This is a genomic window from Curtobacterium sp. MCLR17_051 (genome assembly GCF_003234395.1).
Taxonomy (GTDB): domain Bacteria; phylum Actinomycetota; class Actinomycetes; order Actinomycetales; family Microbacteriaceae; genus Curtobacterium; species Curtobacterium flaccumfaciens.
Genome location: NZ_QKTA01000013.1, coordinates 1 through 15,339, shown reverse-complemented (window position 1 = coordinate 15,339; position 15,339 = coordinate 1). Strand labels below are relative to the sequence as shown.

General features: G+C 71.8%; 15 protein-coding genes and 1 tRNA gene. 8 read left to right on the top strand and 8 right to left on the bottom strand.

Features of this window, described 5'->3' with window-relative positions; genetic code table 11:
• The first annotated feature begins 43 nt into the window (after window positions 1-43).
• On the top strand, window positions 44-2,089 hold the full coding sequence (locus tag DEJ06_RS11655) for a cytochrome c oxidase assembly protein (protein WP_111039389.1): 2,046 nt from the start codon (window positions 44-46) through the stop codon (window positions 2,087-2,089).
• A 36-nt stretch (window positions 2,090-2,125) separates the two neighbouring features.
• Here the strand turns inward: DEJ06_RS11655 and DEJ06_RS11650 are convergent, their stop codons facing one another.
• Window positions 2,126-2,437: a hypothetical protein gene (locus DEJ06_RS11650; protein WP_146243392.1), complete on the bottom strand. Its 312-nt coding sequence runs from the start codon at window positions 2,435-2,437 to the stop codon at window positions 2,126-2,128.
• A gap of 25 nt (window positions 2,438-2,462) precedes the next feature.
• On the bottom strand, window positions 2,463-3,572 hold the full coding sequence (locus DEJ06_RS11645; RefSeq protein ID WP_071404923.1) for a DUF6177 family protein: 1,110 nt from the start codon (window positions 3,570-3,572) through the stop codon (window positions 2,463-2,465).
• A gap of 195 nt (window positions 3,573-3,767) precedes the next feature.
• On the opposite strand from DEJ06_RS11645, the gene DEJ06_RS11640 reads away from it, so the two are divergent.
• From DEJ06_RS11640 to DEJ06_RS11625, 4 genes are all read left to right on the top strand, one after another.
• Window positions 3,768-3,838: transfer RNA gene (locus DEJ06_RS11640), tRNA-Gly, on the top strand.
• A 22-nt stretch (window positions 3,839-3,860) separates the two neighbouring features.
• Complete coding sequence (locus DEJ06_RS11635; protein ID WP_111039388.1) at window positions 3,861-4,997, top strand: FAD-dependent oxidoreductase; 1,137 nt, start codon at window positions 3,861-3,863, stop codon at window positions 4,995-4,997.
• 194 nt (window positions 4,998-5,191) lie between these two features.
• Window positions 5,192-6,271 carry a glycerate kinase gene (locus DEJ06_RS11630; RefSeq protein ID WP_111039437.1) on the top strand — a complete coding sequence of 360 codons (1,080 nt, stop codon included), beginning with the start codon at window positions 5,192-5,194 and terminating at the stop codon, window positions 6,269-6,271.
• Window positions 6,272-6,407: 136 nt separating this feature from the next.
• A complete protein-coding gene (locus DEJ06_RS11625; RefSeq protein WP_071404920.1) occupies window positions 6,408-7,454 on the top strand; it encodes an NAD(P)-dependent alcohol dehydrogenase in 1,047 nt (348 codons plus the stop codon).
• 72 nt (window positions 7,455-7,526) lie between these two features.
• On the opposite strand, the gene DEJ06_RS11620 is transcribed toward DEJ06_RS11625, so the two are convergent.
• The 4 genes from DEJ06_RS11620 to DEJ06_RS11605 are packed head-to-tail and all read right to left on the bottom strand — an operon-like array spanning window position 7,527 to window position 11,363.
• Window positions 7,527-8,924 (bottom strand): hypothetical protein, encoded by a 1,398-nt coding sequence (locus tag DEJ06_RS11620; protein WP_111039387.1) that lies wholly within the window; start codon window positions 8,922-8,924, stop codon window positions 7,527-7,529.
• Window positions 8,914-9,735, bottom strand: a complete 822-nt coding sequence (locus tag DEJ06_RS11615; protein WP_111039386.1) for a TIGR03943 family putative permease subunit — start codon at window positions 9,733-9,735, stop codon at window positions 8,914-8,916. Before DEJ06_RS11615 ends, DEJ06_RS11620 begins: the two co-directional genes overlap by 11 nt.
• Window positions 9,722-10,735, bottom strand: coding sequence for a permease (locus DEJ06_RS11610; RefSeq protein ID WP_071246228.1), 1,014 nt, complete (start codon window positions 10,733-10,735; stop codon window positions 9,722-9,724). Before DEJ06_RS11610 ends, DEJ06_RS11615 begins: the two co-directional genes overlap by 14 nt.
• A gap of 49 nt (window positions 10,736-10,784) precedes the next feature.
• A complete protein-coding gene (locus DEJ06_RS11605) occupies window positions 10,785-11,363 on the bottom strand; it encodes a TetR/AcrR family transcriptional regulator (protein ID WP_164941264.1) in 579 nt (192 codons plus the stop codon).
• A 106-nt stretch (window positions 11,364-11,469) separates the two neighbouring features.
• Between DEJ06_RS11605 and DEJ06_RS11600 the strand changes: the two genes are divergently transcribed.
• The gene (locus DEJ06_RS11600; RefSeq protein ID WP_027464946.1) at window positions 11,470-11,784 is read left to right on the top strand and encodes a multidrug efflux SMR transporter; all 315 of its coding nucleotides are present in this window, start codon (window positions 11,470-11,472) and stop codon (window positions 11,782-11,784) included.
• 1 nt (window position 11,785) lies between these two features.
• The gene (locus tag DEJ06_RS11595) at window positions 11,786-12,127 is read left to right on the top strand and encodes a multidrug efflux SMR transporter (RefSeq protein ID WP_111039385.1); all 342 of its coding nucleotides are present in this window, start codon (window positions 11,786-11,788) and stop codon (window positions 12,125-12,127) included.
• 229 nt (window positions 12,128-12,356) lie between these two features.
• Here DEJ06_RS11595 and DEJ06_RS11590 read toward each other — a convergent pair whose 3' ends face one another.
• Window positions 12,357-13,496, bottom strand: a complete 1,140-nt coding sequence (locus DEJ06_RS11590) for a CE1758 family FMN-dependent luciferase-like monooxygenase (RefSeq protein ID WP_071404914.1) — start codon at window positions 13,494-13,496, stop codon at window positions 12,357-12,359.
• A gap of 160 nt (window positions 13,497-13,656) precedes the next feature.
• Window positions 13,657-14,451, bottom strand: a complete 795-nt coding sequence (locus tag DEJ06_RS18295) for a phosphatase PAP2 family protein (protein ID WP_181437344.1) — start codon at window positions 14,449-14,451, stop codon at window positions 13,657-13,659.
• Window positions 14,452-14,791: 340 nt separating this feature from the next.
• Between DEJ06_RS18295 and DEJ06_RS18290 the strand changes: the two genes are divergently transcribed.
• On the top strand, window positions 14,792-15,238 hold the full coding sequence (locus DEJ06_RS18290; RefSeq protein ID WP_171907796.1) for a DUF4383 domain-containing protein: 447 nt from the start codon (window positions 14,792-14,794) through the stop codon (window positions 15,236-15,238).
• Window positions 15,239-15,339: the final 101 nt, after the last annotated feature.

Sequence of the window (15,339 nt, the reverse complement as noted above, 5' to 3'; positions counted from 1 at the left end):
CGAGGGGCCGCCGTCCAGCCGACACGCCTACGATTGGACGGTCATGACCGTCACGTCACCCGAAACCCAGCCCACGGGGTCAGCGCCGGACGCCGCCCCCACCACCGGGCGCTCGTCCACCGTCGCGACGGTCCTCGTCATCGCGATCCCGCTGGCCGTCGCGTGCTCGATCCTCGGGCTGACGATCACCGGTGCCTTCAGCGCGAGCCAGCAGCTGGTGTCCGCCGGTGAGGTCGTCGAGTACGGCCTGCCGATCGCCCGCGTCGTGCACGACACGATGGCGGCGCTGACCATCGGGCTCCTCATCGTCGCCGCCTTCGCGCTGCCCGCGCAGAAGAAGGACCACGGCGCCCTGTCCAGCGTGCAGCACCGTGCGACCCGGTGGGCTGCAGCGACCGGCGCCGTCTGGTTCCTGGCCGCCGCGGTGAGCATCGTCCTGACCGGCGCGAACACCCTCGGTGTCCCGCTCACCAGCCCGGTGTTCGCCCGCAACTTCATGCTCTTCGCGTTCCAGGTCGAGATCGGCCAGGCGCTCGTGGTGTCGGCTGCCGCGATCCTCGTCGCCACGGTGGTCGCCGCCTTCGCCACCCGGGTGACGACCCTGGCGTTCGCCACCGTGATCGGCCTGTTCGCCCTGCTCCCCCTGGCCCTGTCCGGCCACGCCGCCGGGTCGCTCGAGCACGCGAACGCGGTGAACTCGCTCGCGATCCACCTGGTCGGGGTGTGCGTGTGGGCCGGCGGCCTGGTCGCCGTGGTCCTGCTCCGCACCCGCACCAAGGGCGCGACCGGACGCGTGATCGCCCGGTACTCGACGCTCGCCGGCTGGTCGTTCGGGGCCGTGGCGTTCTCCGGCATCGTCAACGCGTCGCTCCGCCTGACCGGCCCGCTCGACCTGTTCACGACCACGTACGGCTGGCTCATCACCGTCAAGGCGCTCATCCTCGTGCTGCTCGGCGTCGCGGGCATCGTGCAGCGCCGGAAGCTCGTACCCGGGCTCCTCCGCGCGCCGCTCGACCGCCGCCTGTTCACCCGGTTCGCCCTGGCCGAGATCGTGTTCATGGCCGTGGCCATCGGTGTCTCGGTCGCCGTGTCCCGCTCGCAGCCGCCGATCCCGCAGACCCCGGCGACGGGCGAGGACACCCGCTCCGGCCTGATCGGGTTCCCGTTCCCGCCGGCACAGACCACGCAGACCTACCTGACCCAGTGGCACATCGACTGGGTGTGGCTCGGCCTGGCCGTCGTCGGGGCCGTCTGGTACCTGCTGGCGGTGCGCAAGCTCCGGAAGCGCGGCGACGCCTGGCCCGTCGGGCGCACCATCGCCTGGCTGGTCGGCTGCGCCCTGTTCATCTGGACCACGTCGGCCGGCCCCGCCGTGTACGGCATGATCCACTTCTCGTCGCACATGCTCCAGCACATGCTGCTGATGATGTTCGTCCCGCTGCCGCTCGTGCTCGGCGGCCCGGTGCTGCTCGCGCTCCGCACCCTGCCGGTCCGGAACGACGGCTCACGCGGCGCCCGCGAGTGGCTCATGCTCTTCGTGCACTCCCGCTGGATGCAGTTCCTCGGCAAGCCCGCCGTCGCCGGGATCATCTTCGCCGGGTCCCTCGTGGTGTTCTACTTCACGCCGGCGTACCAGGCCGCGATGCAGTCGCACGAGTGGCACGTCGCGATGATCATCCACTTCGTCCTGAGCGGCTACCTGTTCTTCTGGGTCTTCGTCGGTGTCGACCCGGGCCCGCAGCGCCCGCCGTACCCGATGCTCATCATCACCCTGCTGGCCACCCTGGCGTTCCACGCGTTCTTCGGCGTCGCGGTCATGACGTCGCAGTCGGTGTTCGCGATCGACTGGTTCCACGCGCTGGGCCAGACGAACGACGCCGCACTGCTCGACGACCAGCACACCGGCGGCGGCATCGCCTGGGGCGCTTCGGAGCTCCCGATGGTGTTCGTGGCCCTGCTCGTCGTCCGGAACTGGATGCGCTCGGACAAGCGCGACGCGAAGCGCCTCGACCGCAAGGCCGACCGCGACGGTGACGCCGACCTGAAGGCCTACAACGAGCGCCTGGCGGCGATGAGCAAGCGGGACTGACCCACAGCACCGGCCACACGGCGGGCGCAGCCCCGGTCAGTCCCCGTGGACGATACAGACCGCGTCGAGGTCCATCGCGGCCTCGAGCGCGGCCGAGATCCCCGATTCCCCGTCGGGGCCGGCGGGCGTCACGGTGTCGACCCACCACAGCGGCGTCGCCAGGGTCGGGGCGTCCGGCAGGATCCGCTCGACCTCGTCGAAGGAGTCCACCCGCCGCACGCCGAGCACGGTGATCACCGGGTGGGTGGCGTCACGGCAGACCTGCATCATCGGACCGTCGTCGAGCGCCCGGACACCCCAGGTCTCGTCGTGCAGCAGGAGCGCCTCCGCCACCTCGCGCGTCTCCACCGGCTGGCGGCAGAGGATGGTGACGTCACGCGGCACCCTGACCGCCCACCATCCGGTCGTCGCGGACGTGTCCGTCGAGCGTGCCCTCGTCGTGCGCGGGGTCGAGCGGTGCGCCGCCGACCAGCTGCAGGAAGCGGTCTTCGTCGATGCGGTCGAGGAACGACTCGAGCGCTTCCCAGCCGTCCTCGAAGCGGACGATCATGCCGCCGTCGTCAGCCGCGTCGGCATCCGGACGAGCGGCCGAGCCGGAGCCGGCTGCGAAGGTCGCGGTGGTGGTGCGCGGTGGCGGCCAGACGCCGTCGCGGTCCAGGAAGCCGGCGGCCTCGGGGCCCACGACGACGGCGAGCGGCGACGGCTCGCCGTGCGAGACGGCCCGCACCAGGTGGTCCGCGTCGCCGCGGCGCTGCATGACCACGCCGAACACGGGGACGACCTGGTCGGCGACCCGCTGCACGGCGTCGAACATCCGGTTCGCCAGCCCCGGGTCGGTGTTCTCCTCGGGCACGGTGAGCACGGCGGACATCGTCTCGACGACGACCCCGCCGACCAGGTGCGCGGTCATCGTCGCGGAGAACCCCTCACCGACGGCGTACGAGGTCGAGATGCCGGGTGCCTCGTGCTTCGCGTACTGCGTGACGACCCAGCGGTCCCACGGCACGGTGAGCGGTTCGGCGGTGCCCCACCGGGTCGGGCAGGTGCCGACGGTGTGGCACAGCGCCTCGATCGCGGAGCCCATGTCGACCGCACGGCCGGGGTGGTGCCGGAGGGTCAGGTCGATGCTGATCTGTCGCACCGAGTCGGCCGAGACCGGGTGCTCGGGCGACGGCGTGCCCACGAGTTCGGGGCCGCGGTGCACGAAGTCCTCGATGTCCGATGCGGCGACGCCGGTCCGGCCGTCACGCAGTGTGCCGTCGAAGTCGGACACCGCCCACGCGGCGCCGTACGCGCCGAGCGCGTGCCGGAGAGCCGGGGTGATCGCCGCGGCCCGGCCGGTGCGGAGCACGACCGTCCGTCCGGCGTCCGCCGACCGACGGAGCAGCGAGGCGAGCGCGTCCGTCAGCCACACGACGGGCGAGGCGGACTCGACCACGATCGCCGAGCCGACCACGTCGTCGATGAGGGGATGCCTGACCATCCGGGTCCTCCTCGGTTCGGGGCTGGAACTCCCTGGACGGTACACACGGGGGCGACACCTGTCCGTCAGGCTCGCACCCTCACAGCGGAGACTCGGGAGGCGCGACACGCGCCCGCGAGACGGCGTACGGTGCGCGGTCGGCTGGCTTCCAGGCGAGAATCCGCTAGGCTTGCCGAGTCCCGTTCTGCGGGGCGCGCGAGTGTAGTTCAATGGTAGAACTCCAGCTTCCCAAGCTGGTAGCGCGGGTTCGATTCCCGTCACTCGCTCCGTCGGACGTACGCTCGCCGCATGTCCTCCTCCTCCGGTTTCCCCGAACACACCGCACCCGTGGTCGTCATCGGTGCCGGGGTCGTCGGCGCTGCGACCGCGTACGCCCTCACCGCCCGCGGCGAGCGCGTCCTGCTCGTGGAACAGCACGCTCGCGGCCACCACCTCGGTTCCTCGCACGGTGCGACCCGGATCTTCCGGCAGGGCTACGCCGACCCCGAGTACGTCACGCTGACCAGCCGGGCGCTCGAACTGTGGGGAGCGCTCGAGGCCGCCGCCGGCGAGGAGCTCATCGTCCGCACGGGGGCCGTCGACCACGGTCGGCCCGAGGTCATCGACGCGATCGCCGCCGCCCTCGCCGACGCGGACATCCCGCACGAGTCGCTGACCCCGGACCAGGCGGCGGCGCGCTGGCCCGGCATCGCGTTCGAGGGGCGCGTGCTGACCCATCCCTCCGCCGGGCGCATCCGCTCCGAGCGGACGATCGAGGTGTTCCTCACGCTGGCCGAAGCGACCGGTCTCGCCGACCTGCGGTTCGACACCCGGGTCACCGGGCTCGAGGACCACGGCGACGACGTCACCGTGACGCTGTCCGACGGCAGCGCCGTCCGCACCGCGTCCGTGGTGGCCGCGGTGGGCTCGTGGGCCCCCACGCTGGTCGGCGAGCTGCTCGCCGGACGCGGGGCGGACCTCCCGGCCATCCGCGTCACCCAGGAACAGCCGGCCCACTTCCCCAGCCACCTGCCGGACGCCGCCTGGCCGAGCTTCGTGCACTGGGCCGACGGCGACGACGTGTACGGGCTGCTGACGCCGGGTGAGGGCGTCAAGGTCGGGTTCCACGGCACCGGGCCCGTCGTCGACCCGGACCACCGGGACTTCACTCCCGTGCCGGCCGAGGCCGAGCGACTGCAGGCGTACGTCGCGCGGTACGTGCCGGGGGTCGACGCGACGAAGCCTGAGTTCATCAGCTGCCTGTACGACAACTCCCCCGACGAGGACTTCGTCATCGACCGGGTCGGGCCGCTGACCGTGGCGACGGGGTTCTCCGGGCACGGCTTCAAGTTCGCGCCGCTGCTCGGCGAGATGCTCGCGGACCTCGCCATGGGCGGCGTGCCGCACCCGCGTTTCGCCCTGCCGGAGGCGGTGCCCGCGTCCTGACGCCAGCGCGCGGTCGTTCGCGAGACGCCGGCGTGTTCGTTCGACGCCGTCATGTCGTCGAGACGCCGCCGAATCCGGAGGCGTCTCGCGGACGACGCGGCGTCCTGCGCACACACCGGCGTCTCACAGCCGCGCACACGCCGTCGTCTTCTGCGCACGCCGTCGTCTGGCGACCGGCCGCTACGGTGGGAGCCGTGCGCATCATCGTGGCTCCGGACTCGTTCAAGGGCACCGCGACGGCGGCGTCGATCGCTGCGGCGGTCCGTGCCGGCTGGCTGACCGAACGCCCCGACGACGACGTGGTGCTCGTCCCGATGGCCGACGGCGGCGAGGGCACGCTCGACGCCTTCGAGACCGCCGTCCCCGGATCAGTCCGGGTCCCCGTCACCGTCACCGGGCCGGCCGGCACGCCGGTCGACACCCACTGGTTGCGGCTGCCCGACGGCCGCGCGGTGGTGGAGCTCGCGGCGACGAGCGGCCTCCCCCTGCTCGACGCACCGATGCCGGACGCGGCGACGAGCCGCGGGTTCGGCGAGGCGATCGCCGCCGCGCTCGACGCCGGTGCCACGGGGCTCGTGCTCGGCATCGGGGGCAGCGCGTCCACCGACGGCGGGCGTCCGGTGCTCGAGGCACTCGGACTCGACAGCGAAGGAGCCGGCACCGGCGGCCTCCGCGCGCTCCCCCCACTCGGTGTCACCGTGCTCACCGACGTGACCTCCCCGCTGCTCGGTCCGACCGGTGCCGCCGCCGTCTTCGGCCCGCAGAAGGGCATCACGCCCGATCGTGTGGCGTCCTTCGACGACCGGCTCGCCACCTGGGCCGCGCGGTTCCCCGACGTCGACCCGGACACCCCGGGCGCCGGAGCTGCTGGCGGTGTCGGGTTCGGCCTGCTGGTGTGGGGCGCCACGCTCGCCGGTGGGGCCGCGGCCGTCGCCGAGGTCCTCGGGCTGCCGGGGCTGCTCGAGGGGTCCGACGTGAACGGGGCCGGTGGAGCGAACGGGGCCGACGTCGTGATCAGCGGCGAAGGGCGCTTCGACGGGCAGAGCGCCGTTGGCAAGGTGCCCTCGGTGGTCCGCGACCTGACCGCGGCGCACGCTCCCGGAGCCCGCTCGATGCTCGTCGCCGGCGCGATCGAGGCCCCGCTCGGCGACTACGCGGCCGCCGCGTCGCTCACCGTGCTCGCGACGCAGACCACCGGCGAACCCGACGACGCCCTCGCCGACCCGCTGCGCTTCGCCACGATCGCCGGGCAGCGGCTGGCCCGGCTCGCCTGAGCGAGCAGAACGACGCGACGCGCCCGTCCGCGGGCACAGGGGTGTCCTGGTTGTACCTCCCACCCGGCCGCGGCTGCGCGCACACTGGTTCCGGGCCGGAACCGGCCCGCAACGCACCACCCCCACGAGGAGATCATTGCGCACCGTCAACGCGTACGCGGCACCGTCAGCGACCGAGCCGCTCGTCAAGACCACCATCACCCGTCGGGACGTCGGCCCGGACGACGTCGCGATCGACATCGCCTACGCCGGCATCTGCCACTCGGACATCCACACCGTCCGCGGTGAGTGGGGCCCCATCCAGTACCCGCAGGTCGTCGGCCACGAGATCGTCGGCCACGTCACCGAGGTCGGCGAGAACGTCACCAAGCACAAGGTCGGCGACCGCGTCGGCGTCGGCTGCATGGTGAACTCGTGCGGCGAGTGCGAGAACTGCGTCGCCGGCCAGGAGCAGTACTGCCTCAAGGGCAACATCGGCACCTACGCCAGCGTCGACCCGGCCGACGGCTCGATCACCCAGGGCGGCTACTCGCAGGCCGTCGTGGTGAACGAGGACTTCGTCCTCCGTGTCCCCGAGTCGCTCGACATCGAGAAGGTCGCGCCGCTGCTCTGCGCCGGCATCACGACCTACTCGCCGCTGCACCACTGGAACGCCGGCCCCGGCACCAAGGTCGCCGTCGTCGGCATGGGCGGGCTCGGCCACATGGCCGTCAAGATCGCCGTCGCGCTCGGCGCCGAGGTCACCGTCCTGTCGCAGACCACCTCGAAGCAGGAGGACTCGCTCCGCTACGGCGCGAAGGCCCACTACGCGACGAAGGACCCGGAGACGTTCGAGAAGCTCGCGAACTCCTTCGAGCTGATCATCAACACCGTCTCGGCGAAGATCCCGATGGGTGCCTACCTCGGCCTGCTCAAGGTCGACGGCACGCTCGTCAACGTGGGTGCTCCGTCCGAGCCGCTCGAGGTGCCGGCCTTCGCGCTCATCCCGCGTCGGCTCAGCTGGGCGGGTTCCGCCATCGGCGGCATCCAGGAGACCCAGGAGATGCTCGACTTCTGCGCCGAGCACGGGATCCTCCCGGAGACCGAGCTCATCAGCGCCGACCAGATCAACGAGGCCTACGAGCGCGTGCTGTCCTCGGACGTCCGCTACCGCTTCGTGATCGACGCGGCCACGCTGGCGTAGTCGTCACCACCTGACAGACGGGAGGCCCGGTACCAGCTGGTACCGGGCCTCCCGTCTGTCGTCTCGGTGCCGTCAGCCGACCTCGTCACCGGACGGCAGCGCGCCGCACCAGTCGACGGAGCCCGCGTCGATGCTCGCCTCGAGCGCGCCGGAGGCCGCGTCGACGATGCTCACGAGCTCGCCGGCCGCCGACTTCGTCGCGACCGCGACGAACTGGCTGTTCGGGGACGGGCAGACCGCGGTGACGCTCGCGTCGTCGGGGATCGTCACCGGCAGCCGGGAGGCCCGTCCCCCGTCCACGCGCACGATCCGTGCCGCGATGGTGCCGTCGGACCGCACGTCCCCCAGCACCCGCAGGTACGTGTCGTCGGACAGCTGGGCGATGCGGCCGAGGACGGCCGCATCGGTGCTGGCGGCGGGCGCCTGCAGCGCCGACTTCGACCCGTCGGTCAGGTCCAGCCGCTCGATCCCGGTGCCCGTCTCGACGACGGCGGTGGTGCCGGTGCCGACGAAACCGTGCAGGTAGGTGGCGCTGCCGAGCCGGACCGGGTCGGCACGCCCGCTCATGTCGACGAGCACCAGGTCGTCGCTGCCCGTCCGGACCAGTGCGCTCTCGGTGCGCGGCACGTAGGCCCACTGCCCGACCGTCATCGGCACGGCCCCCGTCTTCGGCTTGCCGTTCGCCGCGATCGCGGTGGGCATGTGCGTGCCCGTCATGTCGACCACGTACAGGCCGGTGTTCCGGGACTGCCCGGTCGAGGTGTCGGCGTACTCGAACCCGAACGAGGCACCGTCGTCGGCGACGTGGAGCGCCGTGACGCGGCCCTCGGCGGTCGGCAGGGTGAGGTGTTCGACGGGGGCGTCGGCGTCCTGCACACCACCACTCAGCGCCACGATGTCGACGGACGAGCTGGCGTCCGTGCCGCTCACGACCACCAGGGAACGGCCGAGCCGGGCGTACTCGGAGATCGCGATGCCCTCGTAGACCGTCGTGGCGCCGCCCGCGTCGAGGGATCGACGGACGATGCGGTCCTTCGCCCCGGCCTGCCCCGGCACGAGTGCGAGCACGTCGGTGCTGCCGGTGCGGATCGCCGCGGTCAGGTCGGACGTGGCGCGCTGCCCGGGTGCCCGCACGCCCGCGACCGTCACGGTGTACTCGCGGTCGTACGCCAGGGGTCCGGCGAACTCGACGGCGATGGTGTTGCCGCTCGAGGTCACGGTGTGCGCCGCAGCCGGGCTGACCCGGACGTCGGCGGCGGCGACCGGCTGCAGCGCCTGGTTCGCCGTCAGGATCACCCGCTGAGCCGGACGGGTGACGAGGCCGGTCGCGTCGTAGGACACGTCGCGGAGCCGCGGGCCCTGCTGCGAGCCGACGACCGCGGCGAGCGCGGCGACCACGGCGAGGACCACCACGACGGCGACGTACCGGCGGTGGAAGCGGTGTGCGACGGGGCGGCGCTCAGAACTCATACGGGTCCTCGGGCTGCGCGATGTCGGTGATCTTCGCGGCCTTGACGACGATGCGGGCGTCGGCGGACTGGTCCGGGTTGGCGGCCAGGGCTCCGCGGACGGTGACCCACTGGCCCTCGTCGGGGACGGTCCCGGTGCCGTCGCCGTCGCCGGTCACGACACCGAGGCCCACCGGTTGCGCGTCCACGGCGCAGCAGCTGATCACGAAGCGGGTGAGGGTGAAGGACCCGTCGTCGCCCGGCACCACGAAGCCGGTCAGTTCGACCTGCTTGCCGACCAGGGCCGTGGTGTCCGTGGTCTGCCGGATCAGCGCGGCCCAGTCCTTGACGCCGTACTCCGAGGTGTCGACGCCCTCGCTGCCGAGCAGCTGCACCGCGGACTCCGAGCCGGTGGCGTTGGACAGGGTCGCGGAGTCCACGCTCCGCTGCTGGGCGGTGCGGGCGGACAGGGTCGTCGGCGGCAGGACGAGCATCGCGACGGTGACACCGATCGTGACGACGGCGGCGGCTCCGCCGAGGGCGAGGCGGACGGCGCGACCGCGGCCTCCCGTCCGCTGCTGCTGGTGCAGGTCGAGGTCGTCCTCGTCGTCGCCGTGCGTGTGGCCGTACCCGCGGGCGGTGGCCACCAGTCCGGCGATCGACGCGGGCACCCCGACGGCGGCGAGCACGACCGTGAACACCGAGTAGCGCGGGTTGATGTACAGGTCGAGGTGCCCGACCAGCGCGAGCCACAGCGTGCAGAGGGCGGCGGCCAGCACCGACCCGAGACCCAGGTACGCGGCCGCGTTGCTGCGTGCATCAGACGAGGACATTCATCACCAACCCGACGGCTCCGGCGAACAGGACGCACACGACGGACAGCAGCACCAGGAAGCGGACCCGGAACGTCGTGCGCAGCAGGGCGATCATCTTGACGTCGATGATCGGCCCGATGATCAGGAAGGCCGTGATCGACCCGGGCAGGAACGTCGACGCGAAGGACAGCGCGAAGAAGGCGTCGACGTTCGAGCAGAGCGACACCGTCATCGCCAGCAGCATCATCGCCGCGACGGACAGCACCGGGTTCGAGCCGACGGCCACCAGGGTCGATCGGGGCACGGCGACCTGGATCGCCGCGGCCAGGCCGGCACCGACGAACAGTGCCGGCATCATCGTCGCCGTCTCGCCGCCGAACTGCGCGGCGCTCTGCCGCCAGCGGTGCAGGCCGCGGGGCGCCCCGACGGCCGCACGGCACCGGGCCTCGAAGGCGGGGAGCAGCAGGTCGGCCGGACGGCGGTGCGCGGCGACGATCCAGCCGACGAGGTTCGCGATGACGAACCCGCCGACGATGCGCACCGGCAGGATCCACCCGGACCAACCGAACGCCTGCGCGGTGCTGATGATGACGAGCGGGTTGAGGATCGGGGCCGCGACGAGGAACGTGACGGCCTCGGCCGGCGTGAACCCACGCATCATCAGGCCGCGGGCGAGGGGCACGTTCCCGCACTCGCACACCGGGAAGAGCATGCCGATCAGGGAGATCACGGCGCGACGGCCGAAGGCGTTCTGCGGCAGGACCTTCTCGAGCGCGCCGACCGGCACCCAGACCTCGACGACAATCGACAGCACGATGCCGAGCACCACGAACGGCAGGGACTCGACGACGACGCTGATCGCCAGCGTGAGGAAGTCCTGCACGACGTCCGGCAGCCCGGTCGACCCGATGCTCGGGGAGAACAGCCGGATGCCCAGCAGGACGACGACGGCGAGCAGCACCAGGCCGGGGCCGGTGAGGCTCCGGGTGCGCTGCGGCGGCCGCGTGGTCGTCGTCACCGGGACAGGATAGGTGACGCGTCCTGCCCGGGGCTGCGCACGGGGCGGCTCAACCCGCGGTGACGCCGTCCAGGTGCCGGTCGAGCACGTCGATCGCCCAGTCGCCGGACTCCCCCGGAGCCAGTCGGACGACCTGCATCGCGAGCCCGTCCAGGAGCGCGTGGAGCCGGCAGGCCTCGTACTCCCGGTCGTCCGCCGGTACCCCGAGCAGCCCGAGGACCTCCTCGCACCACGTCCGCATCGCCGCGACGGTCCGGTCGAGCGTCGGCCGGAGCCCGACGTCGGTGAGCGCGGCGTTGCCGAGTGCCAGGTAGACCTCGAGCTCGACGACCCGTTCCTCGTCGAGGGGCAGCAGTTCGAGCACGATCCGGCGTGCGCGTCGGGCCGGCGTGAGGTCGTCGGGGATGGCGTCGATGCGCTCGCGGATCCGGTCGAACACGAGCGTGATGGTGTGCTCGCGGACGCTCGCCTGGGTCGGGAACGTGTAGCGGACCGTGCTCGGCGGCAGCCCCGCCTCGGCGGCGACGTTCCGCACGCTCAACGCTCCGAGCCCGTCGCGCACGAGGACCCGGCACGCCGCCTCGGACACGGTGCGGCGCCGTTCGTCGACGTCCATGCTCCTGGCCACGACGCCATACTCGCACAGTCGTACCAAGACGTGCTACCGTCGAGGTCGTTGTCGCACAGTCGTACGACAACGAGAACGAACGACTCCCGCAGGAAAGGACATCGTCATGGCATGGGCAATCCTCGTGCTCAGCGGCGTGCTCGAGGCCGTCTGGGCCACCGCCCTCAGCGCCTCGAACGGCTTCAAGAAGGTCGTCCCCACGATCGTGTTCGTCGCCGGGATGGCCCTGAGCATGGTGGGGCTGGCGTTCGCGATGAAGAGCATCCCCGTCGGCACCGCCTACGCCGTCTGGGTCGGCATCGGGGCGTCCCTGACCGTGGTCGTCGCGATCCTCCGTCGACAGGAGGCCGCGTCCTTCGCCCGCCTCGCCCTGGTCTTCGGCCTGGTGGCGTGCGTCATCGGCCTCAAGGTGGTGAGCTGACGTGGCCTGGATCGTCCTGTTCGTCAGCGCCGCGCTCGAGACCGTCTGGGCGACCGCACTCGGCGAGAGCGACGGCTTCACCGAGCTCCGCCCGACGATCGTGTTCGCCGTCACGATCGTGATCAGCCTGGTCGCCTTCGGCTACGTCCTCAAGCACATCCCGATCAGCACGGCGTACGCGGTGTGGACCGGTACCGGCGCCGCCCTCACCGTGCTGTGGGGCATGGCCACCGGCGCAGAGCCCGTCACCGTGCTGCGCCTGCTGTTCATCGCCGGCATCGTCGGGTGCGTCGTGGGCCTCAAGCTCGTGCCGGCCCGCCCCGTCGCCGACCTCACGCGCTGAGCGACAGCTCACGCACCAGCGACCCCGTGAGGTGTCGCTGACCCCGTGAGGCGAGGGCGGTCCGAGAACTCGCGCCGAGACGGACGGGAGGCCCGGTGCCAGCTGGCACGGCGCCTCCCGTCCGCCTGTGGGTCGCGCCCACCGCGCATGGTGAGCAGCAATGGTCGGGTCACCTCGCGGGACCCGACCGTTCCTGCTCACGAAGCGAGCGCTGGGAGCGCTGGGAGCGTCAGACCGACGCGCCCGTCCACTCATCCTCGGCGGCGACGTGGTCGCTGCCGACCGTGCCGGCCGCCATCGCGGCAGCAGCACGTGCCGCGTGCGACGGCGGGTCCGACGGGACATCGGCGGGGCGACCCTCGTCGTTCAGCTTGCGCAGTTCCGGCACGATGTCCGTGGCCAGGATGTCGATCTGCTCGAGCACCGTCTTGAGCGGCAGACCGGCGTGGTCGATGAGGAACAGCTGGCGCTGGTAGTGGCCGACGTGGTCCTTCATCGCGGCGTACCGGTCGATGACCTGCTGCGGCGAACCGACGGTGAGCGGGGTCTGGGCGGTGAAGTCCTCCATCGAGGGGCCGTGGCCGTAGACCGGGGCGTTGTCGAAGTAGGGCCGGAACTCGTTGATCGCGTCCTGCGAGTTCTTCCGCGCGAAGAACTGACCGCCGAGCCCGACGATCGCCTGGTCGGCGCGGCCGTGCCCGTAGTGCTCGAAGCGCTGGCGGTACAGGCCGACCATCTGCTCGGTGTGCTGGATCGGCCAGAAGATGTTGTTGTGGAAGAAGCCGTCACCGTAGTAGGCGGCCTGTTCGGCGATCTCCGGCGTGCGGATCGAGCCGTGCCAGACGAACGGCGGGACACCGTCGAGCGGACGCGGGGTCGAGGTGAAGCCCTGCAGCGGCGTGCGGAACTTGCCCTGCCAGTTGACGACGTCGTTCTCCCACAGCTGGCGGACGAGCGCGTAGTTCTCGATCGCCAGGTTGACGCCCTGGCGGATGTCCTGCCCGAACCACGGGTAGACGGGGCCGGTGTTGCCGCGGCCCATCATCAGGTCCATGCGGCCGTCGGACACGACCTGGAGCATCGCGTACTCCTCGGCGATGCGCACCGGGTCGTTGGTGGTGATCAGGGTCGTCGACGTGGACAGCGTGATGTCCTTCGTCTTCGCCGCCAGGTAAGCGAGCAGCGTGGTCGGCGACGAGGCCACGAACGGCGGGTTGTGGTGCTCACCGGTCGCGAAGACGTCGAGCCCGGCCTGGTCGGCGTGCTCGGCGATCGTCAGGATGTCGCGGACGCGCCGGGTGTCGTCCGGCGTGGTGCCGGTCGTGGGGTCGGTCGTGACGTCACTGACCGTGAAGATGCCGAACTGCATGATGCGCCGCCTTTCGCGATATCGATGCGTTTGCATCGACTTGCTGGGTACAACGTAGCGCACGGCGTGGCATTCCCGCCAGGCTCGCGCTCGTCGGACGGGCGGCCTGGAGGCCCGGCTCGGCTCCCCGGGTCAGCCGGCGGTCGGCAGCGTGGCCGGGTCAGGGGGTGAGCGTGGCCGGGTCGGTGCGCGCGGCGTGGTGCATCCCGTCGAGGAACCACACGACGGTCACGACCGCCAGGACGCTCGCGCTGGACGCCAACCGCCCCGCCACCAGGATCGCGGCGTGGTCGTACGCGCCGTCACCGGTCAGGCCAACCACGAGCGCCGCGACACCGATCGCCAGCGTGAGCCCGGTCGCGACGAGGAGCACGACGCTCACCACCTGCCGAGGCCCCCGCCGACCGTCACGGTCGCCCCGGAGCCCGCGGTCGACCCGGGGTCCGACCGCGCGGACGATCCCGAGCCAGAACATCGCGATCGCGCAGGCGCCGATGATGTCGCTGACGCGGTGCCAGCCGTAGACCACGGTCTGGTTCGCCACGAAGACCGCGTACCCGACGCCGACGATGGTCACCAGCGGGCGGAACCGACGAGGCGTGACCATCAGGACCGCGAACAGCGCCGCCAGTGCGATCGTCGCGTGCCCGGACGGGAACGAGTTCGGCGTCGTCGACTGAGCGATCTCAGGGCGCACGGCGATACGCTTGACGAGCGTCGAGGTGGCCGCCGACGCGAGCACCACGACCCCCGCGCCGAGTCCCACCGAGAGCCGCCGTCTGGCGAACGCCACAGCGACGATCACGACGACGAGCAACAGGATCACCGGCACCGAGATGACGTTGAGCGCAGTGTCCGAACTGAACAGGTCGGACTCCCGGACCCCGCCGAGCGCGGCGTCCTCCGCTTTCTGACCGACCGGGGTCAGCACCGCGACCCCGTAGACGAGAGGCACGATCACGAACCCCAGAGCCGCCAGCGCAGCCCACCGCCCCCGCCGCGAGACCCACGGTCCGCGCGACTCGGATGCACTGCGCTCGGGTGTCAAGGTCACCGGGCTGGTCCTCCTGGGAGTGGTCGTCGTCGGGCTCGTCGCACGACTGGCGGCGGCGCTGCGATTGGGTCGGTCGGGGTCCGACACGATACCGTTGGAGCACCGGCCGGAGGCTGGGAACCGCACCCCCGTCGGCCGTGCACTGCGCGCTGACACGAGGGGATCGGTGATCCCCGCCGGGCCGTCGCACCACGCGGGACCGACGCACGTCGCGTCGGCAGTGTACGAGGAGGAAACCGAAGTGGCCATCAAGGAACCGGGCATCATCGCCTCGCCGAACCGGGGTCTCGCACTCACGGCCGGCGGCGTCCTCGCACTCTGGGGCGTCCTGGGCTTCTTCTTCGCCGCCGACGGCGACCCGGGCTTCTTCAACCGCCAGGGCGGCATGCTGTGGAACGCGTTCGGCGTCAACCCGGCGCTCTGCCTGGTGTGGGTGCTGCTCGCCGCGGTGCTGCTCATCACCGGCCTCGGCAACACCGTCGGATCGCGCAACGGCAACCTGCTCGTCGGCGTCCTGCTCGTCCTCTTCGCGGTGTACGGCTTCGTCTTCGTCGACACCTCGGCCAACGTCTTCGCGCTGAACACCACCGACAACGTGTTCCACGCGATCGTCGGTGTGCTCCTGCTCCTCACCGCGCTCGGTGCCGACAAGGAGAACCTCCGCGCACTGCGTGCGGCGCGCGCCTGACGCTCCCGCTCGACTGCACTCCCGACGCCCGTCTGCCGCTCCGGCAGGCGGGCGTCGTCGTGTGCGGGGGGCGTTTCGGCGGGGTGGTCCGGCGGCGGTGG